The sequence below is a fragment of the Burkholderia sp. Bp8986 genome (assembly GCF_003854225.1).
Lineage (GTDB): Bacteria > Pseudomonadota > Gammaproteobacteria > Burkholderiales > Burkholderiaceae > Burkholderia.
Genome location: NZ_QTQM01000029.1, coordinates 69625 through 94520, shown reverse-complemented (window position 1 = coordinate 94520; position 24896 = coordinate 69625). Strand labels below are relative to the sequence as shown.

The window sequence follows — 24896 nt, the reverse complement described above, 5'->3', positions numbered from 1 at the left end:
TCACTCAAAGCTGACAGGAATATGAATCACTTCATAAACCTGACTTACTTTAGTGTGAGACTCTTGATACTTTCGCTATCTGATCCAAGGATCAGCTCGCTGCCATCAAGCGCCCACACTTATCGGCTGTTAATTTTTAAAGAGCATTTCTGCGAGAAACCGTGTTTCTCAGCAGCGCTGCGTTTTCAGCAGCAGAGAAGCGAGATTATGAACCGTCTTTTTCAGTTCGTCAACAACTTTTTAACTGCTTCGTTGCGACGACTGGGGGTCAACTTCCTGCACCGCCGAGGCCGCTACGACCCGCCCGACAGCACCGCTTCCCTTCTTCCCCCGCGCTGCGTTTCCGTTAGCGCGAAAGAGGCGTGATTCTAAGCACCTGCCCTCGTCTGCGCAACCCCCTTTGTGAAAATATTTTGAAAAGCCCCCGTGCGCTGCCGCGCACGGGGGCTTTGGGTTCATTGCACCAGGCGATCATGGCGGCGACCGACACCCGTCGCTCGCCAAGCTCCACCCGGCCGCCGGCGAATCAACGGTTCTTGAATACCGGTTTCCGCTTCTCGACGAATGCCGCCATCCCTTCCTTCTGATCTTCGGTAGCGAACAACGAATGGAACAGTCGACGCTCGAAATGGACACCCTCGGCCAGCGTCGTCTCGTATGCGCGGTTCACCGACTCCTTGACCATCATGACCGCCGGCAGCGAAAACTCGGCGATCGTCGTCGCAGCGGCAATCGCCTCGTCGAGCAGCTTGTCGGCAGGCAGCACACGCGACACCAGCCCGGCCCGCTCCGCCTCGGCTGCATCCATGAAACGTGCGGTCAGGCACATGTCCATGGCCTTCGCCTTCGAGACCGCGCGCGGCAGGCGCTGCGTACCGCCTGCGCCAGGCATCACGCCCAGCTTGATCTCGGGTTGACCGAACTTGGCCGTTTCCGCCGCGAAGATGATGTCGCACATCATCGCGAGTTCGCAGCCACCGCCGAGCGCGAAGCCCGCCACGGCAGCGATGATCGGCTTGCGGATCTCGCGGACGGTCTCCCAGTTACGGGTGATGTAGTCGCCGCGGTAAACATCCATATAGGAATAGGTCGCCATCATGCCGATGTCGGCCCCGGCCGCGAACGCCTTCTCGCTCCCCGTCACGACGATTGCGCCGATCTCGTCGTCCGCGTCGAACGCCTTCAGCGCAGCGCCCAATTCATCCATCAATGCATCGTTCAGCGCATTCAGCGCCTTCGGACGGTTGAGCGTGACCAGCCCGACTCGCCCCCGGGTCTCCACCAGGATGTTCTCGTAAGACATCTATTTCTCCTCGATCAATGAAATGAGAAACGCCTCGCACATGCGAATAGTTTGATGCTACCATTCTCCGACCAACCGGTCGGTTAATTAATCGATCCAACCCTTCTCAACGTCCATCAGGCCGCCGTCATGACCCATGCACTGTTCACGAAGCACGAAGACACGCTGAAACACGCCCTCGCCGCCATCGAGAGCCGCGGGTACTGGAGCCCGTTCGCGGAAATGCCGAGTCCCAAAGTGTACGGGGAAAGCGCGAACGCCGATGGCGAAGCGGCGTTCAAAGCACACCTCGGCAACACGTTCGTGCTCGACCAGCCGGCGTCCGACGGAACCGTCGGCGCGGAGCAGTCGCCGTACGGGGTCGCGCTGGACATCCGCTACCCGAAATCGACGCCCGACGAACTGATTGCCGCGGCCGCCGCGGCCCAGCGTGCATGGCGCGAAGCCGGCCCGAGCGCCTGGATCGGCATCAGCCTGGAAATTCTCGCGCGACTGAATCGTGCGAGCTTCGAGATTGCCTACAGCGTGATGCACACGACGGGCCAGGCGTTCATGATGGCCTTCCAGGCCGGCGGCCCGCACGCGCAGGATCGCGCACTCGAAGCGGTCGCCTACGCATGGGACGAATTGCGTCGCATCCCCGCCGATGCGCACTGGGAGAAGCCGCAAGGCAAGAACCCGCCGCTCGCGATGCACAAGCGCTATACGATCGTCCCGCGCGGCACCGGCCTCGTGCTCGGCTGCTGCACGTTCCCGACCTGGAACGGCTACCCGGGCCTGTTCGCCGACCTGGCGACCGGCAACACGGTGATCGTCAAACCCCATCCGGGCGCGATCCTGCCGCTCGCGATCACGGTCCGCATCGCCCGCGACGTGCTGCGCGAAGCCGGCTTCGATCCGAACGTCGTCACGCTCCTCGCGACCGAGCCGAACGACGGCGCCCTCGTGCAGGACCTCGCGCTGCGTCCTGAAATCAAGCTGATCGACTTCACGGGCAGCACGCAAAACGGCACGTGGCTCGAACGCAATGCCCACCAAGCACAGGTGTATACCGAGAAGGCAGGCGTCAACCAGATCGTGATCGACTCGACCGACGACCTGAAGGCTGCAGCCAAGAACATCGCGTTCTCGCTGGCGCTGTACTCCGGCCAGATGTGCACGGCACCGCAGAACATCTATGTGCCGCGCGACGGCATCCGGACGGCAGACGGTCATGCGAGCTTCGACGAAGTCGCACAGGCCATCGCCGTCTCCGTGCAGAAGCTGACCGGCGACCCGGCGCGCTCGGTCGAACTGATCGGCGCGATCCAGAACGACGGCGTGACCGCGCGCATCGACGACGCGCGCAAGCTCGGCCGCGTGCTCGCCGACAGCCAGACGCTCCAGCACCCGGCGTTCGCCGACGCTCGCGTGCGCACGCCGCTCGTGCTGCAACTCGACGTGGCCGACCGTGCGAAGTTCACGCAGGAATGGTTCGGCCCGATCTCGTTCGTGATCGCGACCGACTCGACCGCGCAGTCGCTCGATCTCGCCGGCGAAATCGCCGCGGAACATGGCGCATTGACGCTGTCCGTCTACAGCACCGACGACAAGGTCCTCGACGCTGCGCACGATGCGGCGGTGCGTGGCGGCGTCGCGCTGTCGATCAACCTGACGGGCGGCGTGTTCGTCAACCAGTCGGCCGCCTTCTCCGACTTCCACGGCACCGGCGCGAACCCGGCCGCCAACGCGGCGCTGGCCGACCCGGCGTTCGTCGCCAATCGGTTCCGCGTGGTGCAAAGCCGCGTCCATGTTGCGCCGAAGGCAGTGCCTGCGGAAGCCGGCCAGACGGCATAACCCGAATGGCCGACGTGCAAACGCCGCCACGTTCTCTACCATGAACGAATCCGTCAACCGGCGGGTTCGTTGCACATCGACACACCCATGACCGACGCCTACATCTGCGACGCGATTCGCACCCCCATCGGCCGCTACGGCGGCGCCCTGAAAGACGTTCGTGCCGACGATCTCGGCGCGGTGCCGCTCAAGGCGCTGATCGAACGCAACCGCAACGTCGACTGGTCGGCCATCGACGACGTGATCTACGGCTGCGCGAACCAGGCCGGCGAGGACAACCGCAACGTCGCGCGCATGTCCGCGCTGCTTGCGGGCCTGCCGACCGCCGTGCCGGGCACGACGCTGAACCGGCTGTGCGGCTCGGGCATGGACGCCGTCGGCACCGCCGCGCGCGCGATCAAGGCGGGCGAGGCGCGCTTGATGATCGCGGGCGGCGTCGAAAGCATGACGCGCGCGCCGTTCGTGATGGGCAAGGCCGCCAGCGCGTTTGCGCGCCAGGCCGCCATTTTCGACACGACGATCGGCTGGCGTTTCGTCAATCCGCTGATGAAACAGCAATACGGCGTCGATTCGATGCCGGAGACGGCCGAAAACGTCGCGGTCGACTACGACATCAGCCGCGCCGACCAGGACCTGTTCGCGGTGCGCAGCCAGCAGAAAGCCGCGCGCGCGCAGCGGGACGGCACGCTCGCCGAGGAAATCGTCCCGGTGACGATTCCGCAGAAGAAAGGCGACGCGCTCGTCGTAGCCGTCGACGAGCATCCGCGCGAAACGTCGCTCGAAGCGCTCGCGAAGCTGAAGGGCGTCGTGCGCCCGGACGGCTCGGTGACGGCCGGCAACGCGTCGGGCGTCAACGACGGCGCATGCGCACTGCTGCTCGCCAACGCGGAAGCCGCCGATCAATACGCGCTGCGCCGCCGTGCGCGCGTCGTCGGCATGGCGACCGCCGGCGTCGAGCCGCGCGTGATGGGCATCGGCCCGGCGCCGGCCGCGCAGAAACTGTTGCGCCAGCTCGGGATGACGATCGACCAGTTCGACGTGATCGAGCTGAACGAGGCATTCGCGTCGCAGGGTCTCGCGGTGCTGCGCATGCTCGGCGTCGCCGACGACGATCCGCGCGTGAACCCGAACGGCGGCGCGATCGCGCTCGGCCACCCGCTCGGTGCATCGGGCGCCCGGCTCGTGACCACGGCACTTCATCAACTCGAGCGTACGGGCGGCCGCTTTGCGCTCTGTACGATGTGCATCGGCGTCGGCCAGGGCATCGCGATCGCCATCGAACGCGTGTAACCGACGCACCGCGCGCCTATAACGAAGTCATGAAGGAGACACTGCATGTCATATCAGGCGATCCAGCTGGATATCGATCAGGCTGCCCACGTGGCCACGATCACCCTCAACCGTCCGGACAAGCTGAACAGCTTCACGCGGGCAATGCACCGCGAACTGCAGTCGGCACTCGATGAAGTCGAGACGGCCGGCGCGCGTGCGCTGATCCTGACGGGTGCGGGGCGCGGCTTCTGCGCAGGCCAGGACCTGGCCGACCTCGACTTCACGCCGGGCGCGTCCACCGACCTCGGCACGCTGATCGACGAGCATTTCAATCCACTGATCCGCCGCCTGCAACGCATGCCGATTCCGGTGATCGCCGCCGTCAACGGCACGGCGGCCGGCGCCGGCGCGAATCTCGCGCTCGCCTGCGACATCGTGTTCGCCGCGCGCTCGAGCAGTTTCATCCAGGCCTTCGTCAAGATCGGGCTCGTGCCCGATTCGGGCGGCACATGGTTCCTGCCGCAACGCGTCGGCATGGCACGCGCGCTGGGGCTCGCCCTGACCGGCGACAAGCTCGGCGCCGAACAGGCCGAACAATGGGGCTTGATCTGGCGCGCGGTCGACGACGATGCGCTCGCCGCGTCGGCCCGTCAAGTTGCCAACCAGCTCGCGCAGCAACCGACGCTCGCGATCGCGTCGATCAAGCAGTCGATGCGCGACAGCGTCACGAATACGCTCGACCAGCAGCTCGACCTCGAGCGTGACCTGCAGCGCAAGCTCGGCCAGTCGTACGACTACGCGGAAGGCGTGAAGGCGTTCATCGAGAAGCGCGCGCCGCGGTTCGAGGGACGTTGACATGACCACCTCCACCGACACGCTCGACCCCGATGCGCTCGCCCGTGCGACAGCACGGGCCATGTACGACGCGGACGCCTGCAGCCGCGCGTTCGGCATGGAAATCGCCGAAGTGCGCGCCGGCTACGCACGCCTGCAGATGCGCGTACGGCCGGAATTCCTGAACGGGCACCAGACCTGCCACGGCGGCATCATCTTCACGCTCGCCGATTCGACGTTCGCGTTCGCGTGCAACTCGTACAACCTGAATACCGTTGCCGCGGGCTGCTCGATCGAATACCTGCGCCCCGTCTACGGCAACGACCTGCTGACGGCCGAGGCGATCGAGCAGACACGCAGCGGCCGGCATGGCGTCTACGACATCCGCGTCACGAACCAGACAGGCGAAACGGTCGCGATGTTTCGCGGCAAATCGGCCCAGATCAAGGGCACGGTCCTCCCGGAAGACCGCTGACGTCCACGGCTCGCTCATAACAATCACTGGAGACAGGCATGACTACCCCGCTACCGCTCGAGCCGATCGAGACCGCTTCACGCGACGAGCTGACCGCGTTACAGCTCGAACGCCTGAAATGGTCGCTCCGGCATGCGTATGAGCACTCCCCCGTCTATCGCCGCAAATTCGACGAAGCGGGCGTGCATCCCGACGACCTGAAGACACTCACGGATCTGTCGCGCTTCCCGTTCACGACCAAGAGCGACCTGCGCGACAGCTACCCGTTCGGCATGTTCGCGGTGCCTCAGGACCAGATCTCGCGCATTCACGCGTCGTCGGGCACGACCGGCAAGCCGACCGTCGTCGGCTATACGGCACGCGACATCGATACGTGGGCGAATCTCGTCGCGCGCTCGATCCGCGCAGCCGGCGCGCGGCGCGGCGACAAGGTTCATGTCAGCTACGGCTACGGTTTGTTCACCGGCGGGCTCGGCGCACACTACGGCGCCGAACGCGCAGGGCTCACCGTAATCCCGTTCGGCGGCGGCCAGACCGAGAAGCAGGTGCAGCTGATCCAGGATTTCCGGCCCGACATCATCATGGTGACGCCAAGCTACATGCTGTCGATCGCCGACGAGATCGAGCGCCAGGGTCTCGATCCCGCGCAGAGTTCGCTGCGCATCGGCATCTTCGGCGCGGAACCGTGGACGAACGACATGCGCGTGGCCATCGAGCAGCGGATGGGCATCGACGCGGTCGACATCTATGGGCTGTCCGAAGTGATGGGCCCGGGCGTCGCGTCGGAATGCGTCGAGACCAAGGACGGCCCGACCATCTGGGAAGACTACTTCTACCCGGAAATCATCGACCCCGAAACCGGCGAAGTGCTGCCGGACGGCGAACTCGGCGAGCTCGTCTTCACGTCGCTGACCAAGGAAGCGCTGCCGATCATCCGCTATCGCACCCGCGACCTCACGCGCCTGCTGCCAGGCACCGCGCGCACGATGCGCCGGATGGAAAAGATCACCGGGCGCTCGGACGACATGATGATCGTGCGGGGCGTCAACGTCTTCCCGACGCAGATCGAGGAACAGCTGCTGAAGCAGCGCGCGCTGGCACCGCACTATCAGATCGTGCTGACGAAGGAAGGTCCGCTCGACGTGCTGACGCTCAACGTCGAGCCGTGTCCCGAAACCGCCCCCGACACGGCCGCGATCCACGCGGCCAGACAGGCGCTCGCACACGACATCAAGTCGCTGATCGGCGTGACGGCTGTCATCAACGTATTGCCCGTGAACGGAATCGAGCGCTCGGTCGGCAAGGCGCGACGCGTCATCGACAAGCGCAAGGGCTGATACCGGCTACGGCACGAGGGCGCTCCGGAATAGCGATCATGCGCGGCCCTCGAAAAAACAGCCCGACCGGCCAAAACCGGTCGGGCTGCCTCGTCTCGATGCGCCGGCTACACGTGCGTGCCGGCGTCACCGCGGATCACGAATTCGGGAACAGCAGCCACATCCGGCCGATCTGCTTCATCCGTCCGGCCTGGTCGCCGGCGTCGTCGCCGAGCCCCCAGAAATAGTCGGCCCGCACGCCGCCCTTGATCGCGGAACCCGTGTCCTGCGCGAACACGAGCCGGTTCATCGGCGTATTCGTCAGCGGACGCGTGGTCTGCAGGAACACCGGCGTGCCGAGCGGGATCGACGACGGATCGACCGCGATCGAACGCTCCGCCGTGAGCGGCACGCCGAGCGCACCGATCGGGCCGTCCGCCCCGCCGTGCGGTGCATCTTCCTTCGTCGGCATGTCGCGGAAGAACACGAATCGCGGATTCGTGTCGAGCAACGCATCCACGCGAGTCGGGTTCGCCTTCGCCCACGCCTTGATGCCCTGCATCGTCGCCTGGGCGGGCGTCAGCTCGCCGCGATCGAGCAGCCACTTGCCGATCGAGCGATACGGCTGGTTGTTGGTGCCGCCGAAACCCACCCGCATCACCGAACCGTCGTCGAGCAGCACGCGTCCCGAGCCCTGCACCTGCAGGAAGAACGCCTCGATCGGATCGTCGACCCACACGAGTTCGTTGCCGTTCAGGATGCCGGCGCGCTCGAGCTGCGCGCGAGCGGGCAGCGCGGCACCGGCGCGATAGCCGGCCGGCCAGCGGTACAGCGCGTACTGGTAAGGACCGCGACGCACGCGGGAGCCATGCAGCAGCGGCTCGTAATAGCCGGTCACGAGCCCGTCGAGCGTGCCGTCGGTGTTCGCCAGCTGAAACGGCGTGAAATACGTTTCGAAGAAGGTACGCGCGCTGCTGACGTCGAGTTCGTCGAGGCGATCGGCGGCCGCGCAGGCGCGCTGCCACGCCGGCTGCCGCGCAAGCCGCGCGCAGTTCTGCCGCAGCGCGGCCGTCGCGCCGATCAGCGAATCGTCCTGCCACCCCGGCACCTGTTGCCATGCGACCGGCGTCAGCCGCTTCGCGGCGACCTGCCCCGGCACGATCGCCGCACCGGTCGGCGGCTTGAGCGTCGACGTGCGCGTCGGCGCGCCGCCGCACGCGGCAAGCAGCGCCGCCGTCGCGACCGCCGCAACCCAGCCGGCCGCCCGCGGCCCAAACCACATACAATGTCCGTTCTTGATGGAAACCGCCATGTCAGATTTTCTCGACCAATATCCGATGCTCATCTTCGCGCTCGAGGCTTTCGTAGCGCTTGCCCTGCTGATCTTCATCGTCGTGTGGACGTCGTCGGGCAGGAAGAAGCACGCCCGCGGCAACGACCGCCAGCCGCGCTGACCAGCGCCCGCACGCTCAATGCAGCGTGCGCGGCATGTGCAGCGCAAACTCGTCGACCGGCGCGTCGAACCGCTCGCCGTCCTCCGCCACGCAAAAGTACGCGCCGCGCATCGTGCCGACCGGCGTCGCGATCACGGCCCAGCTCGTGTATTCGAACTGTTCGCCCGGCTGCAGCAGCGGCTGGTGCCCGACGACGCCGAGCCCCTTCACTTCCTGCACGTGGTTTTCGCTGTCCGTGATGATCCAGTGACGCGCGATCAGCTGGGCCGCGACCTGCCCGGTATTGCGGATGGTCAGCGTGTACGCGAATGCGTATTGACGCCGATCGGGGTCGGATTGTTCCGGCAAGTAGCTGGTTTTCACCGAAACGGTGAACTGATACTGACTCATGATGTTTCCGCTGTAGGTAACCGCCGCACCGACTCGAGCGGCAGGGCCGCGGGCGCGCCGCACTGGTTCGGCATTCTATGCGGAATCGGGCCGCATCCGCACGGCCCGTCGCCGCGCACCGGGTCGCCGGACGGTAGAATGGCGGTTTTGCGCCGCAGCGTCCCCGCTCCCCTGTCATGACTCAATTCCGCATCGCTCCCAGCATCCTGTCGGCCGACTTTGCACGGCTCGGCGAAGAAGTCCGCAACGTGGTCGCCGCCGGCGCCGACTGGATTCATTTCGACGTGATGGACAACCATTATGTGCCGAACCTCACGATCGGCCCGCTCGTCTGCGAGGCGATCCGCCCGCACGTGCAGGTGCCGATCGACGTGCACCTGATGGTGCGCCCGGTCGACCGGATCGTGCCCGATTTCGCGAAAGCCGGCGCGAACCTGATCAGCTTCCACCCGGAAGGCTCGGACCACATCGATCGTACGCTGTCGCTGATCCGCGATCACGGCTGCAAGGCCGGCCTCGTGTTCAACCCGGCCACGCCGTTGAACTATCTCGATCACGTGATGGATCGCCTCGACTTCGTGCTGCTGATGTCGGTGAACCCGGGCTTCGGCGGCCAGTCGTTCATTCCGGAAACGCTGAACAAGCTGCGCGAAGCGCGCGCCCGCATCGACGCGTACACCGAGCGCACCGGCCGCGAGATCCTGCTCGAGGTCGACGGCGGCGTGAAGGCCGACAACATCGCGGAAATCGCGGCGGCCGGCGCGGACACCTTCGTCGCGGGTTCGGCGATCTTCGGCAAGCCCGACTACCGCACGGTGATCGACGAGATGCGTGCCGCGCTCGCCACCGTCGCGCGGAGCTGACGCCGTGGCCGATTCCTCGCTGGCCGGGGCCGCAGCCGACGGCGCGGTCCGTTTCGCGACGCCGCGCATCGACGCGGCATTGATCGACCTCGACGGCACGATGGTCGACACGGCCGACGATTTCACGGCCGGGCTGAACGGAATGCTCGCGCAGCTCGGCGCGCCGGCCACGTCGCGCGACGAGGTGATCGGCTACGTCGGCAAGGGCTCCGAGCATCTGATCCAGAGCGTGCTGAAGCCGCGCTTCACGCCCGACGAAGCGCACGCGCGCTTCGACGACGCGCTCGCGATCTACCAGACCGAGTACGCGAAGATCAACGGCCGCCACACGCGTCTCTATCCGGACGTCGCAACCGGCCTCGATGCGTTGCGCACGGCCGGCATCCGGCTCGCATGCGTGACGAACAAGCCGCACCGCTTCGCGGTCGAGCTGCTCGAGCAATACGGGCTGATCGATCACTTCGGCATCGTGCTCGGCGGCGACAGCGTCGCGCGCAAGAAGCCCGATCCGCTGCCGATGCTGACGGCGTGCGAAGCGCTCGGCGTCGCGCCGGACGCAGCGGTCGCGATCGGCGACTCGGAAAACGACGCGCTGGCGGGCCGCGCGGCCGGCATGGCGACGCTGACGGTGCCATACGGCTACAACCACGGCAAAGCTATACAAACGATAAATTCGGATGGTATAGTCGATTCGTTGCTGGTCGCAGCCCGCGCGATCACCGCGCACAACGCCGGCCGGCCAACCCTCTGATTATTTCTTCCATCCGCATGTTTCTGAATAAAAAACGGAGTCTGAGCAGCATCGACCGGGGAGCCTGGCCCTGGCGTCGCTGGTCGCGCTAACCTCTTCGATGAGGTACGCTGAGGCACGTCTTCAGCGCCGTTTTTTATCTCGCTGCGCAGCCGCGCGCCGATCGTCGCACCACCTCGAGTTCTACCGCGTCCGAACGCTTGCGTTCAGGACCGGCCGCAGGCTCGCGACGTTCACGCCCGGCGTGCCGGCCGGCAACAGGCACTTCTCGATCGACCGCCCTTTCGCCGACGGCAGCCCGCGCAGCGTCAAGTGATCCCTGGCGCACGCCGCCGCTCGTCCCGAACAGGACCGGAACATGACCGAACTCGAATTCCAATCGCTTGCGAACGAAGGCTACAACCGCATCCCGCTGATCGCGGAAGCGCTCGCCGACCTCGAAACGCCGCTGTCCCTCTACCTGAAGCTGGCCCAGCCTGAGCGCGCGGGCGCCAACTCGTTCCTGCTCGAGTCGGTGGTCGGCGGCGAACGCTTCGGCCGCTATTCGTTCATCGGCCTGCCCGCCCGCACGCTGGTGCGCACCCGCAACGGCGTGTCCGAGGTGGTGCGCGACGGCCAGGTCGTCGAGACGCACGACGGCGACCCGTTCGAATTCATCGAGTCGTTCCAGGCGCGCTTCAAGGTGGCGCAGCGCCCGGGCCTGCCGCGCTTCTGCGGCGGCCTCGCCGGCTATTTCGGTTACGACGCGGTGCGCTACATCGAGAAGAAACTCGCGAACACCGCGCCGCGCGACGATCTCGGCCTGCCCGACATCCAGCTGCTGCTCACCGAAGAAGTCGCGGTGATCGACAACCTCGCCGGCAAGCTCTATCTGATCATCTATGCGGACCCGGCCCAGCCGGAAGCCTATACGAAGGCCAAGCAGCGCCTGCGCGAACTGAAGCAGCGCCTGCGCACGACCGTGCAGCCGCCCGTCACGTCGGCGAGTGTGCGCACCGAGACGTTCCGCGAGTTCAAGAAGGAAGACTATCTGGCCGCCGTGCGCCAGGCGAAGGAATACATCGCGGCCGGCGAACTGATGCAGATCCAGGTCGGCCAGCGTCTGACGAAGCCGTATCGCGACAATCCGCTGTCGCTGTATCGCGCGCTGCGTTCGCTGAATCCGTCGCCGTACATGTACTACTACAACTTCGGCGATTTCCACGTGGTCGGCGCGTCGCCGGAAATCCTGGTGCGCCAGGAAAAGCGCGGCGAAGACCAGATCGTCACGATCCGTCCGCTCGCCGGCACGCGTCCGCGCGGCAACACGCCCGAGCGCGATGCGGAACTCGCGACCGAACTGCTGAACGATCCGAAGGAAATCGCCGAGCACGTGATGCTGATCGACCTCGCGCGCAACGACGTCGGCCGCATCGCGGAAATCGGCTCGGTGCAGGTGACCGACAAGATGGTGATCGAGAAGTACTCGCACGTGCAGCACATCGTCAGCTCGGTCGAAGGCAAGCTGAAGCCCGGCATGACGAACTACGACGTGCTGCGCGCGACGTTCCCGGCCGGCACGCTGTCCGGCGCGCCGAAGGTGCGCGCGATGGAACTGATCGACGAGCTCGAGCCGATCAAGCGCGGGCTGTACGGCGGCGCCGTCGGCTACCTGTCGTTCTCGGGCGAGATGGATCTCGCGATCGCAATCCGCACGGGCCTGATCCACAACGGCAACCTGTACGTGCAAGCGGCGGCCGGCGTCGTCGCGGACTCGGTGCCCGAATCCGAATGGCAAGAGACCGAGAACAAGGCGCGCGCGGTGCTGCGTGCGGCCGAACAGGTCCAGGACGGCCTCGATAGCGACTTCTGACCGGAGACTGACCATGCTGCTCATGATCGACAACTACGATTCGTTCACCTACAACCTGGTCCAGTACTTCGGCGAACTGGGCGAGGACGTGCACACCTATCGCAACGACGAAATCACGCTCGACGACATCGCGCGCCTGAACCCCGCCGCCATCTGCCTGTCGCCCGGCCCGAGCAACCCGCAGCACGCGGGCATCACGCTCGACGTGCTGCGCGAATTCGCGGGCAAGAAGCCGATCCTCGGCGTCTGCCTCGGCCATCAGGCGATCGGCGAAGCGTTCGGCGGCCGCGTCGTGCGCGCGAAGACCATCATGCACGGCAAGGTGAGCCGGATCGAAACCGATTGCCGCGGCGTGTTCGCCGACCTGCCGAAGCATTTCGACGTCACGCGCTACCACTCGCTCGCGATCGAACGCGAATCGCTGCCCGACTGCCTCGAGGTGTCCGCATGGACCGACGACGGCGAGATCATGGGCGTGCGCCACAAGACGCTGCCGGTCGAAGGCGTGCAGTTCCACCCGGAATCGATCCTCTCCGAGCACGGCCATGCGCTGCTCGAGAATTTCCTGAAGCAGAATCGCGCAGCGGCCCGCGCGGCCGCACCGGCAGCCTGACGGGAGACGCACGATGACGATTACCCCGCAGGAAGCGCTGCAACGCACGATCGAGCACCGCGAGATCTTCCACGACGAAATGCTGCACCTGATGCGGCTCATCATGCGCGGCGACATGTCGCCCGTGATGGCGGCCGCGATCATCACCGGGCTGCGCGTGAAGAAGGAGACGATCGGCGAGATCGCCGCCGCCGCGACCGTGATGCGCGAATTCGCGAACCACGTCGAAGTGCAGGACAACTCGAACTTCGTCGACATCGTCGGCACGGGCGGCGACGGCGCGCACACGTTCAACATCTCGACCGCGTCGATGTTCATCACGGCGGCGGCCGGCGCGAAGGTCGCGAAGCACGGCAACCGCGGCGTGTCGAGCAAGTCCGGCAGCGCCGACGTGCTCGAGGCGCTCGGCGTGAACATCGACCTGCAGCCCGACCAGGTTGCCGCATCGATCGCCGAAACCGGCATGGGCTTCATGTTCGCGCCGAACCATCATCCGGCGATGAAGAACATCGCGGCCGTGCGCCGCGAGCTCGGCGTGCGGACGATCTTCAACATTCTCGGCCCGCTGACCAATCCGGCCGGCGCGCCGAACCAGCTGATGGGCGTGTTCCACCCCGACCTCGTCGGCATCCAGGTGCGCGTGATGCAGCGCCTCGGTGCGCAGCACGTGCTGGTCGTGTACGGCAAGGACGGGATGGATGAAGTATCGCTGGGCGCCGCGACGCTCGTCGGCGAATTGCGCGACGGCAAGGTGCACGAATACGAGATCCATCCGGAGGACTTCGGCCTGCAGATGGTATCGAACCGCACGCTGAAGGTGGAAAATGCCGAGGAATCGCGCACGATGCTGCTCGGCGCGCTGGACAACCAGCCGGGCGTCGCACGCGAGATCGTCACGCTGAACGCCGGCACCGCGCTCTATGCAGCCAATATCGCCGAATCGATCGCCGACGGCATCCAGCTCGCCCGCGAAGCGATCGCGAGCGGCAAGGCACGCGCGAAGGTCGACGAACTCGTGCGCTTCACGCAGCAGTTCAAGCGCTGACTCCCTTTACGAATCAAGCAGGAACCCACATGAGCGACATTCTCGACCGAATCATCGCCGTCAAGCGCGAAGAAGTCGCGGCGGCCATGCGCAGCACGCCGCTCGAGGCACTGAAACTGGACGCATCGGCGCGCGACCTGCGCGACTTCGTCGGCGCACTGCGCGCGAAGCAGGCAGCGGGCCATGCGGCGGTAATCGCCGAAGTGAAGAAGGCGAGCCCGTCGAAGGGCGTGCTGCGCGAGCATTTCGTGCCGGCCGACATCGCGCGCTCGTATGCGGCCCACGGCGCGGCGTGCCTGTCGGTGCTGACCGACGAGCAATTCTTCCAGGGCAGCGTCCGCTATCTCGAGGAAGCGCGTGCGGCGTGCACGCTGCCGGTGCTGCGCAAGGACTTCATCGTCGACGCGTACCAGATCCTCGAGGCGCGCGCGATGGGCGCCGACGCGATCCTGCTGATCGCGGCCGCGCTCGACACGCCGCTGATGCAGGACCTCGAGGCGTACGCGCACTCGCTCGGCCTCGCGGTGCTGGTCGAAGTTCACGACCGCGACGAGATGGAACAGGCGCTGACGCTGAAGACGCCGCTGCTCGGCATCAACAACCGCAACCTGCGCACGTTCGAGACGACGATCCAGACCACGCTCGACATGCTCGACATGATTCCGCCGGACCGCATGGTCGTGACCGAGTCGGGCATCCTGTCGCGCACCGACGTCGACACGATGCGCGCGGCGAACGTGAACGCGTTCCTCGTCGGCGAAGCGTTCATGCGCGCCGACCAGCCGGGCGAGGAACTGGCGCGGATGTTCTTCTGATGGCGATCGAAAAGGAAATCAAGCTCGCGCTGCCGGCCGGCCAGGCCGATGCGGCGCGGCGCTTTTTCGAGACGCTGACCGGCGAAACCGGTAACGTGATCGCGCTGGCGAACGTCTACTACGACACGCCCGACCTCGCGCTGGCGCGCTCGAAGAGCGCGGTGCGCGTGCGCCGCACGCCGCACGGCTGGCTGCAGACCTTCAAGACGGTCGGCAGCGCGGAAGCCGGCCTGCATCGCCGCCATGAATGGGAATTGCCCGTCGCCGGCGATGCGCTCGAAATCGACGCGCTCGTCACCGCGTGCGACGTGCCGGAGGCTGCCGGCGCGCTGCGCGATGCGGCGCCCGCGCTGCACGCGCTGTTCCGGACGGATTTTTCGCGTACGCTGTGGCGCATCGCAATCGGCGGCGCAACCGTCGAGGCCGCGGTGGACGTCGGCGAGATCGTCGTCCAGGCGGAACACGATACGCGCCGCGAACCGATCAGCGAAATCGAACTCGAACTGATCGACGGCCCGGAAGCGGCGCTCGCGACACTCGCCGCCGAACTGCAGCAAGCGCTGCCGGGCCTCGCCCCCGAAAACATCAGCAAGGCGCAACGCGGCTACCGGCTGCGCGCGCAATAAACCCGCATCACGCATGGCAACCCGCAAGACTTTCCGCACGCCGCAGCAGGCGTCGCTGTTCGATGATCCCGTGCCGGAAACGGCGCAGGACGATGTTCCCGCCCCGGCGCCTGCGCCGGCCGCAGCCGGGCGCAAGCCCGCAAAGAAGGCCGCGGCCGCCGCGCCGGTTTCCGCCGCGCCGGTTTCCGCCGCGCCGCAGCCCGCTGCCGCCGACGCTCCCGGCACTCCCGCCGCCCCTGTTGTCGCGGATGTCCCGCACCTCGCCGCGCAATTCGACGCGCTGCCGGCCGTCTGGCGCGACGTGCTGAAACCCTTCACCGACAGCGACGCGTATGCGCCGCTGTGCCGCTTCGTCGACGACGAACGCGCGGCCGGCAAGACGGTCTACCCGACCGACGTGTTCCGCGCGCTGCGCCTGACGAGCCCGGACGACGTGAAGATCGTGATCCTCGGCCAGGACCCGTACCACGGCGACGACCGCGGCACGCCGCAGGCGCACGGCCTCGCGTTCTCGGTGCCGCCGGCCGTGCGCACGCCGCCGTCGCTGCGCAACATCTTCAAGGAGATCGCCGCGAATTTCGGCCACGACACGCCGCGTCACGGCTGCCTCGATACCTGGGCGCGCCAGGGCGTGCTGCTGCTCAACACCGTGCTGACGGTCGAGCGCGGTGCGGCCGCGAGCCACGCGAAGCGCGGCTGGGAGCAATGCACGGACACGCTGATCCGCGAACTCGCCAACCGCCATCGCGGCCTCGTGTTCATGCTGTGGGGCGCGCATGCGCAGGCCAAGCGCGCGCTGTTCGATGCGAGCGCGCACTGCGTGCTCGAGGCGCCGCATCCGTCGCCGCTGTCCGCTCACCGCGGTTTCCTCGGTTGCCGCCACTTCGCGCTCGCGAACGACTATCTGGTCGACGCGGGACGCGCGCCGATCGACTGGCGCCTGCCGGAGGTGGCCGAAACGCTTGCGTAACCGCGTTGCGCGGTTAGCGCTTCACGTTTCGCGTTCGTCCGCATCAAGCAAAAACGCCGCGCCCCTTTCGGGACGCGGCGTTTTTTTCATCCGTCGGACGCAGCGGGTGCGGCGCACCCGCGTCGGCCTCAGACGGCAGCGATCGCTTCGCGTGCGCTGGCGAGCGCGGCGCTCTGCGCATCCGGCCCGAGGTTCAGGCCTTCAGCGTGGATGAAGTTCACGTCGGTCAGGCCGATGAAGCCGAGGAACGAGCGCAGGTACGGCGTCTGGCTGTCGTTCGGCGTACCCAGGTACTTGCCGCCGCGGGCCGTCACCACGTGAACCTTCTTGCCCTTGATCAGGCCTTCCGGACCGTTCTCGGTGTAGCGGAACGTGACGCCTGCGCGGGCGATCCAGTCGAAATACGTCTTCAGTTGCGACGACACGCCGAAGTTGTACATCGGTGCGCCGATCACGACGATGTCGGCCGCCTGCAGTTCGGCGATCAGCGCATCGCTCTTCGCGACGATCGCATTCTGTTCCGCGCTGCGCTGGTCGGCCGGCGTGAAGAATGCGCCGAGCACCGATTCGTCGAGGTGCGGCAGCGCGTCGGCCAGCAGGTCGCGAACCACGACCTTCGAACCGGGGTTCGATTGTTGCAGCTTTGCCGTCAGTTCGTTGGCCAGCAGCGTGGATTGCGCACCTTGCGAGCGCGCCGCGGAATTGATTTGCAGAATGGTCGTCATGTCAGGCTCCGGTTTGGTTGCGCTTCGGTAGCGCGAGTGACGCCATTGTGCGTGGCCGCATGGCCGCGAAAAAGCGGGTTCAGGGCGACGGATTGTTGCAGCAACAGAACAATCCATGATCGCGCCCCGAAACCCGCCCGTGCATGCTCAGCCCTTCAGCCAGGCTTCGCGGGCCTTCTGCGCGGCAGCCGGTTTCGCGGCGGCCGCGAGCCGGTAGCGCGCGATTTCCGGCCCGTCCAGTTTCAGTTTCGCGGTCCGCAGCTCGTCGCGGCGGAATACGTGCACCTCGACCTTGTCGCCCGGCCGGTAACGCGCGAGCAGCATGTCGAGGTTCGTGCCGGTGACGCGCAGCCCGTCGAGCGCGATCAGCGTGTCGCCCGCCGACAGCCCCGCGCGATGCGCGCCGCCGCCTTCGTAGACCGCCGCCAGCGTGCAGTCCGCGCCGCCGCGCAGCCGCGCGCCGATGGTCGGCTTCGCGGTCGCACCCGCTGCAACCTCCGGCGTGAGCGTCACGCCGAACGGCGCCAGCAGGTCGGCGAGCGGCAGGTCGCGCGTGCCGTGCACGGCGTCGGCGAACAGCCGGCCGAGCGCGACGCCCGTCGCTTCCTCGATCAGCGTCTCGACCTCGTTTTCCTCGACACCCGCCTGCTTGCCGCGATAGAACTCGCGGCCGTAGCGTTGCCACAGCAGACGCATCACGTCGTCGAGCGACTTGCGGTTGCGCGTCTGCGCGCGAATCGCGAGATCGAACGCAAGCGCGACGAGCGAACCCTTCGTGTAATAGCTGACGATCGCGTTGGTCGCGTTCTCGTCCTGACGGTAGTACTTGATCCACGCGTCGAACGAGCTGTCCGCGACGCTCTGCTTCAGGCGCCCCGTACCGCGCAGCACGCCGCCGACGGTACGGCCGAGCGCCGCGAAATATTCGTCCTGCGACATCAGTCCGCTGCGAACCAGCATCAGGTCGTCGTAATACGACGTGAAGCCTTCGAACAGCCACAGCAGCGACGTGTAGTTTTCGCGCGCGAGGTCGTACGGCACGAACGCGGCCGGTTTGATGCGCTTCACGTTCCACGTATGGAAATACTCGTGGCTGCAAAGGCCGAGGTACGTGCGATAGCCTTCCGTCGTTTCCGGCCGGCCCTTCACCGGCAGGTCGGTGCGGTTGCAGATCAGCGCGGTCGACGCACGGTGCTCGAGGCCGCCGTAGCCGTCGCTGACCGCGAGCGTCATGAACACGTAGCGGTCCATCGGCGCCTGCTTCGATTTCGGTTCGAACAGCGCGATCTGCGCTTCGCACACGCGCTTCAGGTCGGTACGCAGCCGCTCCATGTCGAGCTGCGTCACACGCCCGGCGATCACGATGTCGTGCGGCACACCGTGCGCGTCGAACGTCGCCAGCGCGAATTCGCCGATCGTCACCGGATGGTCGGCGAGCTCGTCGTAGTTCGCTGCGCGATACGCGCCGAACCCGTAGCGCCTGGTCCCGCGTGCCTCGGGCAGCGACGTGCCGACGCGCCACGTGCGAAACGCCGGGCCCGCCGGTTTCGCGATGTCGACCTCGCATGGCGCATCCTCGCGGCCGGCGGCGCACAGGAACACGGCCGTGGCGTTGAAGAAGCCGCCCGAGTCGTCGAGATACGCGGAGCGGACCGACAGGTCCCATGCGTACACGTCATAGCGCAACGTCAGCGCGCCGTTCACCGGCGCGGCCTGCCACGTGTTCTTGTCGGTTTTCGCGATCCGCACCTTGCGGCCCGCGTCGTTGAACGCGGCGAGCGTCACGATGTTGCGCGCGAACTCGCGCACGAGGTAGCTGCCCGGAATCCATACCGGCAGCGAGAAGCGCTGGCCTTCGGGATCGGGATCGGTGACCGTCACCGTCACTTCGAACAGGTGCGCGGCAAGATCTTTCGGGGCAATCGAATAGCGGATCGGCTGGGTCATCGTGGCAATCGGTCGAAAATCGGACGGGGAATCAGACGGAATACGGCGGCGGAAACGAAGAGAGGCGCCGGCAGAGATCGCGGGCGCCCCTCGCTGGCCGGGCCTTGCGGCTCGGCGTGTCGCCGGTTACTTGCTCGACGCGAGCGCCTGGTTCAGCTGGTCGGCCGACACCGCGCCCGGCAGGCGGCGGCCGTCGGGCAGGAAGATCGTCGGCGTGCCGGTGACGTTCATCCCGCGGCCGAGCGCGAGGTTCTTGTCGAGCGCGGTCGTATCGCAGGCGCCGGCGCCGGTCGGCACGCGATGGTCGAGCATCCAGCCCTCCCAGGATTTCGCGCGGTCGGTCGCGCACCAGATCGCCTTCGACTTCGTGGTCGAATCGGGCGACAGCACCGGATACAGGAACGTGTAGACGGTCACGTTGTCGACCGACTGCAGCGTCGTCTCGAGGCGCTTGCAGTACGGGCAGTTCGGATCGGAGAACACCGCGATCTTGCGGGCGCCGTTGCCCTTGACGACCTTGATCGCGTTCGCGAGCGGCAGGCTCGCGAAGTCGATCTTGTTGAGGTCGGACAGGCGCGCGTCGGTCAGGTTCTTGTGCGTCTTGGTGTCGACGAGATCGCCGAGCAGCACGTAGTCGCCGGCTGCATCGCTATAGATGATCTGCGTGCCGAGGTTCACTTCGTACAGGCCCGCGACGGGCGACTTCGACACGCTCTTGATCGGCGCGTCGTTGCCGAGACGCGCTTGCAGCGTGGCTTTCAGCTTGTCGGTGGTCTGGTCGGCCTGCGCGGTACAGCCGAGCGTCGCCATCGTGACGGCCAGCGCCAGCGATGCGATGCGGATCGTTTTTTTCATCCTGTCGTTCCTTCAGCTCAATCGGAGTGCACGTCACAGTGTACGCCGTAACGGAGCCCAGTCCGACAGGCCGAGGGCGCGAAGGTTCGCTCAGCCGAGCGCGGCCGACACGAGCCAGCGCTTCACGAGCGGTTGCGCGCCGACGAACGCCATGCCCGCGTTGCGGACCGCCTTCGCGAACGAGCCCGGAACCGCGAACAGCCGCTGCAGCCCGTCGGTCGCGACCATCAGTGCGCGGATGTCCTCGCGGCGCGAGCGCTCGTAGCGGCGCAGCAGCACCGTATCGCCGAGGTTGCGGAAGCTCTCCTTGTTCGCGATCGCATCGCCGAGTGCCGCGACGTCGCGCAGCCCGAGGTTCATCCCCTGCCCCGCGAGCGGATGGATCAGGTGCGCTGCATCGCCGACGAGCGCGACGCGCGGGGCGATCAGCTTGTCGACGGTCTGCAGCGCGAGCGGGAAGCCGGCCGCCGGCGTCACGCATTCCAGCGTGCCGACCTGGCCGTGCGACACGCGCTCGACTTCCGCCGCGAGCTGCGCGGGATCGAGCGCGAGCAGTTCGTCCGCATGCGCGGTGTGCGCGGACCATACGAGCGACACGTGACCGTCCGGCAGCGGCAGCAACGCAATGATCTCGCCTTCGTGAAACCACTGACAGGCCGTCTCGCGGTGTGGCAGCGACGCCTTGAAGTTCGCGACGACGCCCGTCTGCCGGTAATCGCGCCGCTCGACCCTGGCCCCCATTTGAGAACGCACCCACGAATGCGCGCCGTCCGCGCCGACCACGAGGTCCGCTTCGAGCACCTTGCCCGACGACAGCGTCAGCACGGCCGCGTCGTCGCGCACGTCGAAGCCCTGCGCGCGCGCGTCGAACCACGTGAGGTTCGGCTGGAACCGCAGCGCCGCGTCGAGCGACGTCTCGATCAGCGACGATTCGGCGATCCAGGCCAGTTGCGGCACGGAGGCCTGGTACGCGGAGAAATGCAGCTCCGCGTGCGCGTCGCCGTACACGCGCATGTCGTACACCGGCGCGAGCCGGCCATGGTCGAGCGCCTGCCAGACCCGCAGCCGCTCCAGCAATGCCTGCGAGCTGGACGACAGCGCGTAGATGCGGGTGTCGAACGCGAGATCGGCGGGGCGCGGCGTGGCCGGCTGGGCGAGCAAGGCGGTCTTGTAGCCGGACTGGGTCAGTGCGAGCGCGGCCGTCTTGCCGACGAGCCCGCCGCCGACCACGGCGACGTCGAAGGTGTGGTGGGCAGTCATGGCGGGCATTATAGCTGCGGGGCCAATCCCTTACGCGGCCGGACTTTGCGGGAAATCAGCAGAATCGCAGGCGGGTCCGGCAGCGCGGCGGCCCGTCGCATCGGGCGTTCGGGTGAAGGCCGGAAACCGGGGCGTCGGCACGGTACAATAGCGCCTTTGAACGTCGGCCCGCCGCGCCCCGCGCGCCGGCCGTCCCTATTTTCCCGCGCCGCCGTGCCTTGTCCGGCCGCGCCGCTCCACCCGTCCGAAGGATTCCATGAGTCTCAAATGCGGCATCGTCGGCTTGCCCAACGTCGGCAAGTCCACCCTGTTCAATGCGCTGACCAAGGCCGGCATCGCCGCCGAGAACTACCCGTTCTGCACGATCGAGCCGAACGTCGGCATCGTCGAAGTGCCTGACACGCGCCTGAAGGCGCTCGCCGAGATCATCAACCCCGAGCGCATCGTGCCGGCCGTCGTCGAATTCGTCGACATCGCGGGCCTCGTCGCGGGCGCGAGCAAGGGTGAAGGCCTCGGCAACCAGTTCCTCGCGAACATCCGCGAAACCGATGCGATCACGCACGTCGTGCGCTGCTTCGAGGACGACAACGTCATCCACGTCGCCGGCAAGGTCAGCCCGATCGACGACATCGAAGTGATCAACACCGAACTCGCGCTCGCCGACCTCGGCACCGTCGAGAAGGCGCTCACGCGCTACTCGAAGGCCGCGAAGTCCGGCAACGACAAGGAAGCGGTGAAGCTCGCCGCGGTGCTCGAGAAGGTGCGCGCGCACCTCGACCAGGGCAAGGCCGTGCGCGGCCTCGATCTGTCGGACGACGAGCAGGCGCTGCTCAAGCCGTTCTGCCTGATCACCGCGAAGCCGGCGATGTACGTCGCGAACGTGAAGGACGACGGCTTCGAGAACAACCCGCACCTCGAAGCGGTGCGCAAGTACGCGGAAAGCGAGAACTCGCCGGTGGTCGCGGTGTGCGCGGCGATCGAGGCGGAAATCGCCGATCTCGACGATGCGGACAAGGAAGCGTTCCTCGCCGACATGGGCATGGAAGAGCCGGGCCTCGACCGCGTGATCCGCGCGGGCTTCAAGCTGCTCGGCCTGCAGACCTACTTCACCGCGGGCGTGAAGGAAGTGCGCGCGTGGACGATCCACATCGGCGACACGGCGCCGCAAGCGGCCGGCGTGATTCATACGGACTTCGAGCGCGGCTTCATTCGCGCGCAGACGATCGCATTCGACGACTTCGTCGCGTACAAGGGCGAACAAGGTGCGAAGGAAGCCGGGAAGATGCGTGCGGAAGGGAAGGAATACGTCGTGCACGACGGGGATGTGATGAACTTCCTGTTCAACGTCTGAACCTCGCTCCGATACCCATGCACAAAGCCCGCATTTTGCGGGCTTTTTGATTTTCAATTCCGGCAACTGCATCGCATTACTGCATCGCGCAATCCGGCGTGCGCCCAACGCGGTTGCGCGGATGGTAACTTGACCAGACGAACTGACTGAAATAGCTCTCCGCGACCTCCGTCCATGTCCTGAGTCCATCGGCTTCCTGCAGCACATGCCTGGCGTTAACCAGCAACCACGACATCACGGCCTGGCTGTCGCGACACTTCGCGCATTCTCCTGAAGTACAGCAGCGCGCCAGCGTATGCAGGTCTGCGCGATACGCGTTGAATTTCGGCAACGCGGGCCACCCCGAGGCAAACCGTTCCGCATTCTGCGGATGACCTTCGCTGACACTCGGGCAACTGGCATAGCCGAATGTTCCCCAGGCGGTTTCCCCACGCATGAGTGCTGCCAGGTAGTACGGATGGCTCGCCACGGTTTCAGGGTATTTGGCCTTCAATTCGAGCAATACGTTCAGGAGTTGCTCCTCACCACGTCGCCGAAGCGGCCCGGCAACATCGTATGGACTGTAGTAATTGAACAGCAGTCGATTTCCGTTATCCCGGATCCTGCGCACCGTTTCTTCGATATAAGCCATTCCATCGATCGACACGGCAAAGACGAAACCTGCCCGTTCGTCGTCGCGATAATTAGCCAACGCCTTGTCGAACAAGCCAGTGAAACGCTTTCCGTTCGGGCCGATCGCGCGTAGTTCGTCATCGAGCGGGCCGCCACCGAACACCGAGACCGCAATGGTGACATCTTCGAAACCCTCGTAAGGAATTCGTCGAAGCCCGTTTGTCGAAACGGACACCTTCGGCATGTATTTCCTGAACACGCTTATCCGGTCCAGATAAAGCGCGGGCTCGCCGCCTATCAGCAATGGCGCGTTGATCCCACGCGCCGCCTCATCCTTCACGCGTGCCTCGAGATGCAACGTATCGTTCAACTCATCCGACGCGACGTCGAATTCGTTTTCGAAGAACCAGCACCCCTTGCAGCGCAAATTGCATCGATTGGTGAGATGGTAAAGCGACGCGCGCGTCTCCCTCGCTTCGTTTCTGACTGCTTTGAAGCGCATCTTCATGTCGATTGAATCGTCCATCGTGGTCTCCTGATTTGAGGACGCAAGCGGGCCTGAGCGTCAACTTAGCAATCCTCTGGTGAGTTCCGGCCACAGCGACGCATGCTGGCGGCGGAACATGCCGACGTGACCGATTGCTCGGCCATCGCATTTTTCCGGGCTGATGAAATGGACGTGACATCTGGCTCGCGGCAACCATCGCAGCCAGTCTTCGATATTGGCCGGCGTCGCGAGCGGATCGTCAGTCGCTGCGACTACGGTGACGGGAGCGGAGAATTCGTTGTAGTAATGACGCGCAATGCCGACCCCGAACTCGTTCGCTACGTATCCGGGGCGGCGACACCATCGGGCCCACTGAAGCCCGACGCGTGCAGGCAGATCGTCGCCCCAGCCGAGCACCCGGGCAGGCACATAGCCGAGCAGACGTGCGGTAACCGGGACGTAGACATTTGCCAGCGACAATGCGGCAATTCGATTCGGCCACCGGATGTTGCCGACGTATCCGGATGAAGCGGATATCGCACACAGCGAGCGTACCGACGCGTGATTCGGCATCAGTCCGACCAGTTGTGCGCCGGCACTATGACCGATCAGATGCGCTTCGCTCGCGCCGGTTTCTCGAAGAAGCCAGTCAAGCGCTGCGGGCATGTCAAGCTGCCCCCAGTCTTGTTTGCGGGCACGCGACTGGCGAACGTGACGCACGTCGAGCGACGCCCCCATCCCCCGATAATCGAATACGAATACCGAATATCCCGTTGCGCGCAGCCAATCCGCGAATGGATAATAAAAGGACTGGCGAAGGCCCGTTGCAGGGCAAATGAGTACCGGTAAACAAGTGGCACCGGCCGCAGGAAAATACGTGCCCCCCAAGGGAAAACCGTCGCGTGCATGAAATGCAGCGCGTACACGGGGTATCGGCCGCCCGCTCATCGCTCTGGGCTCGATAGGGTGAACACGCGAAGATGCGCCCCGTATTCGGTAACGAACCTACGGCCTGGTTTCTGAATCCAGCCGTATAACAAAGGATTCCAAATCGATTCGCCCATCGATTCACCCCGGTTATCGAAGTGATCAATGTATTAAGTCGCCGCCGCCAATGAAATCAGACAAGTTCGATTTTTGACCACAAATGTCGATGCCGCCGCTGTCGCCGAAAAATCCATGTCGACACGGGAAACGGCATCCGCTTGTTCTGAAAGACAAATGGCCGGACCGGCTTTTGCCGA

The 24896-nt window shown here is 65.8% G+C and carries 24 protein-coding genes; 15 read left to right on the top strand and 9 right to left on the bottom strand.

Annotated elements, in window-relative coordinates:
• Nucleotides 1-366 (top strand): hypothetical protein (locus DID99_RS37615; protein WP_221623060.1); only part of this gene is annotated, 366 nt, incomplete at its 5' end.
• 160 nt (nucleotides 367-526) lie between these two features.
• Here DID99_RS37615 and DID99_RS24115 read toward each other — a convergent pair.
• Entirely contained in the window at nucleotides 527-1303 is a 777-nt protein-coding gene (locus DID99_RS24115; RefSeq protein ID WP_044845869.1) for an enoyl-CoA hydratase, read from the bottom strand.
• A gap of 129 nt (nucleotides 1304-1432) precedes the next feature.
• Here DID99_RS24115 and paaN point away from each other — a divergent pair, with 129 nt between their 5' ends.
• The 5 genes from paaN (at nucleotide 1433) to paaK (ending at nucleotide 7057) form a co-directional block, all read left to right on the top strand.
• Nucleotides 1433-3139 (top strand): phenylacetic acid degradation protein PaaN, encoded by a 1707-nt coding sequence (gene paaN, locus DID99_RS24110; RefSeq protein WP_124487915.1) that lies wholly within the window; start codon nucleotides 1433-1435, stop codon nucleotides 3137-3139.
• Nucleotides 3140-3226: 87 nt separating this feature from the next.
• Nucleotides 3227-4429: a 3-oxoadipyl-CoA thiolase gene (gene pcaF / locus DID99_RS24105; RefSeq protein ID WP_124571698.1), complete on the top strand. Its 1203-nt coding sequence runs from the start codon at nucleotides 3227-3229 to the stop codon at nucleotides 4427-4429.
• 45 nt (nucleotides 4430-4474) lie between these two features.
• Nucleotides 4475-5266 (top strand): 2-(1,2-epoxy-1,2-dihydrophenyl)acetyl-CoA isomerase PaaG, encoded by a 792-nt coding sequence (gene paaG, locus DID99_RS24100; protein WP_124487913.1) that lies wholly within the window; start codon nucleotides 4475-4477, stop codon nucleotides 5264-5266.
• Nucleotide 5267: 1 nt separating this feature from the next.
• Complete coding sequence (gene paaI, locus DID99_RS24095) at nucleotides 5268-5720, top strand: hydroxyphenylacetyl-CoA thioesterase PaaI (protein ID WP_185640894.1); 453 nt, start codon at nucleotides 5268-5270, stop codon at nucleotides 5718-5720.
• A 38-nt stretch (nucleotides 5721-5758) separates the two neighbouring features.
• A complete protein-coding gene (paaK, locus tag DID99_RS24090; RefSeq protein WP_044845874.1) occupies nucleotides 5759-7057 on the top strand; it encodes a phenylacetate--CoA ligase PaaK in 1299 nt (432 codons plus the stop codon).
• A gap of 136 nt (nucleotides 7058-7193) precedes the next feature.
• Here the strand turns inward: paaK and DID99_RS24085 are convergent, their stop codons facing one another.
• Together DID99_RS24085 and apaG are read right to left on the bottom strand one after the other, a co-directional pair.
• A complete protein-coding gene (locus DID99_RS24085; RefSeq protein ID WP_044845993.1) occupies nucleotides 7194-8426 on the bottom strand; it encodes a murein transglycosylase A in 1233 nt (410 codons plus the stop codon).
• A 79-nt stretch (nucleotides 8427-8505) separates the two neighbouring features.
• Complete coding sequence (gene apaG, locus DID99_RS24080; protein WP_057924835.1) at nucleotides 8506-8880, bottom strand: Co2+/Mg2+ efflux protein ApaG; 375 nt, start codon at nucleotides 8878-8880, stop codon at nucleotides 8506-8508.
• A 176-nt stretch (nucleotides 8881-9056) separates the two neighbouring features.
• On the opposite strand from apaG, the gene rpe reads away from it, so the two are divergent.
• The 8 genes from rpe to DID99_RS24040 all read left to right on the top strand — a co-directional run bounded on the left by rpe (nucleotide 9057) and on the right by DID99_RS24040 (nucleotide 16415).
• Entirely contained in the window at nucleotides 9057-9743 is a 687-nt protein-coding gene (rpe, locus tag DID99_RS24075; RefSeq protein ID WP_044845875.1) for a ribulose-phosphate 3-epimerase, read from the top strand.
• A 4-nt stretch (nucleotides 9744-9747) separates the two neighbouring features.
• Nucleotides 9748-10494, top strand: coding sequence for a phosphoglycolate phosphatase (locus tag DID99_RS24070; RefSeq protein ID WP_124667638.1), 747 nt, complete (start codon nucleotides 9748-9750; stop codon nucleotides 10492-10494).
• A 358-nt stretch (nucleotides 10495-10852) separates the two neighbouring features.
• A complete protein-coding gene (gene trpE, locus DID99_RS24065) occupies nucleotides 10853-12346 on the top strand; it encodes an anthranilate synthase component I (RefSeq protein WP_059449739.1) in 1494 nt (497 codons plus the stop codon).
• Between the two features lie 13 nt (nucleotides 12347-12359).
• Nucleotides 12360-12959 carry an aminodeoxychorismate/anthranilate synthase component II gene (locus DID99_RS24060; RefSeq protein WP_044845877.1) on the top strand — a complete coding sequence of 200 codons (600 nt, stop codon included), beginning with the start codon at nucleotides 12360-12362 and terminating at the stop codon, nucleotides 12957-12959.
• 13 nt (nucleotides 12960-12972) lie between these two features.
• Nucleotides 12973-14004: an anthranilate phosphoribosyltransferase gene (gene trpD / locus DID99_RS24055; RefSeq protein ID WP_039318793.1), complete on the top strand. Its 1032-nt coding sequence runs from the start codon at nucleotides 12973-12975 to the stop codon at nucleotides 14002-14004.
• 29 nt (nucleotides 14005-14033) lie between these two features.
• The gene (trpC, locus tag DID99_RS24050; protein ID WP_124571700.1) at nucleotides 14034-14819 is read left to right on the top strand and encodes an indole-3-glycerol phosphate synthase TrpC; all 786 of its coding nucleotides are present in this window, start codon (nucleotides 14034-14036) and stop codon (nucleotides 14817-14819) included.
• Nucleotides 14819-15445: a CYTH domain-containing protein gene (locus tag DID99_RS24045; RefSeq protein ID WP_044845879.1), complete on the top strand. Its 627-nt coding sequence runs from the start codon at nucleotides 14819-14821 to the stop codon at nucleotides 15443-15445. The genes trpC and DID99_RS24045 overlap by 1 nt, the downstream gene beginning before the upstream one ends.
• A gap of 13 nt (nucleotides 15446-15458) precedes the next feature.
• On the top strand, nucleotides 15459-16415 hold the full coding sequence (locus tag DID99_RS24040) for a uracil-DNA glycosylase (RefSeq protein WP_124571701.1): 957 nt from the start codon (nucleotides 15459-15461) through the stop codon (nucleotides 16413-16415).
• Nucleotides 16416-16543: 128 nt separating this feature from the next.
• Here DID99_RS24040 and DID99_RS24035 read toward each other — a convergent pair whose 3' ends face one another.
• The 4 genes from DID99_RS24035 to DID99_RS24020 form a co-directional block, all read right to left on the bottom strand.
• Nucleotides 16544-17140, bottom strand: coding sequence for an FMN-dependent NADH-azoreductase (locus DID99_RS24035; RefSeq protein WP_124487907.1), 597 nt, complete (start codon nucleotides 17138-17140; stop codon nucleotides 16544-16546).
• A 147-nt stretch (nucleotides 17141-17287) separates the two neighbouring features.
• On the bottom strand, nucleotides 17288-19087 hold the full coding sequence (locus DID99_RS24030; protein ID WP_124571702.1) for a M61 family metallopeptidase: 1800 nt from the start codon (nucleotides 19085-19087) through the stop codon (nucleotides 17288-17290).
• Nucleotides 19088-19213: 126 nt separating this feature from the next.
• On the bottom strand, nucleotides 19214-19942 hold the full coding sequence (locus DID99_RS24025; RefSeq protein WP_044845883.1) for a DsbC family protein: 729 nt from the start codon (nucleotides 19940-19942) through the stop codon (nucleotides 19214-19216).
• Nucleotides 19943-20032: 90 nt separating this feature from the next.
• Nucleotides 20033-21211 (bottom strand): UbiH/UbiF family hydroxylase, encoded by a 1179-nt coding sequence (locus DID99_RS24020; protein WP_124667637.1) that lies wholly within the window; start codon nucleotides 21209-21211, stop codon nucleotides 20033-20035.
• Nucleotides 21212-21458: 247 nt separating this feature from the next.
• Between DID99_RS24020 and ychF the strand changes: the two genes are divergently transcribed.
• Nucleotides 21459-22553, top strand: a complete 1095-nt coding sequence (gene ychF, locus DID99_RS24015) for a redox-regulated ATPase YchF (protein WP_059532716.1) — start codon at nucleotides 21459-21461, stop codon at nucleotides 22551-22553.
• 76 nt (nucleotides 22554-22629) lie between these two features.
• On the opposite strand, the gene DID99_RS24010 is transcribed toward ychF, so the two are convergent.
• Complete coding sequence (locus DID99_RS24010; protein WP_124487904.1) at nucleotides 22630-23691, bottom strand: radical SAM protein; 1062 nt, start codon at nucleotides 23689-23691, stop codon at nucleotides 22630-22632.
• A 39-nt stretch (nucleotides 23692-23730) separates the two neighbouring features.
• Nucleotides 23731-24600, bottom strand: coding sequence for an alpha/beta fold hydrolase (locus tag DID99_RS24005; protein WP_124487903.1), 870 nt, complete (start codon nucleotides 24598-24600; stop codon nucleotides 23731-23733).
• Nucleotides 24601-24896: the final 296 nt, after the last annotated feature.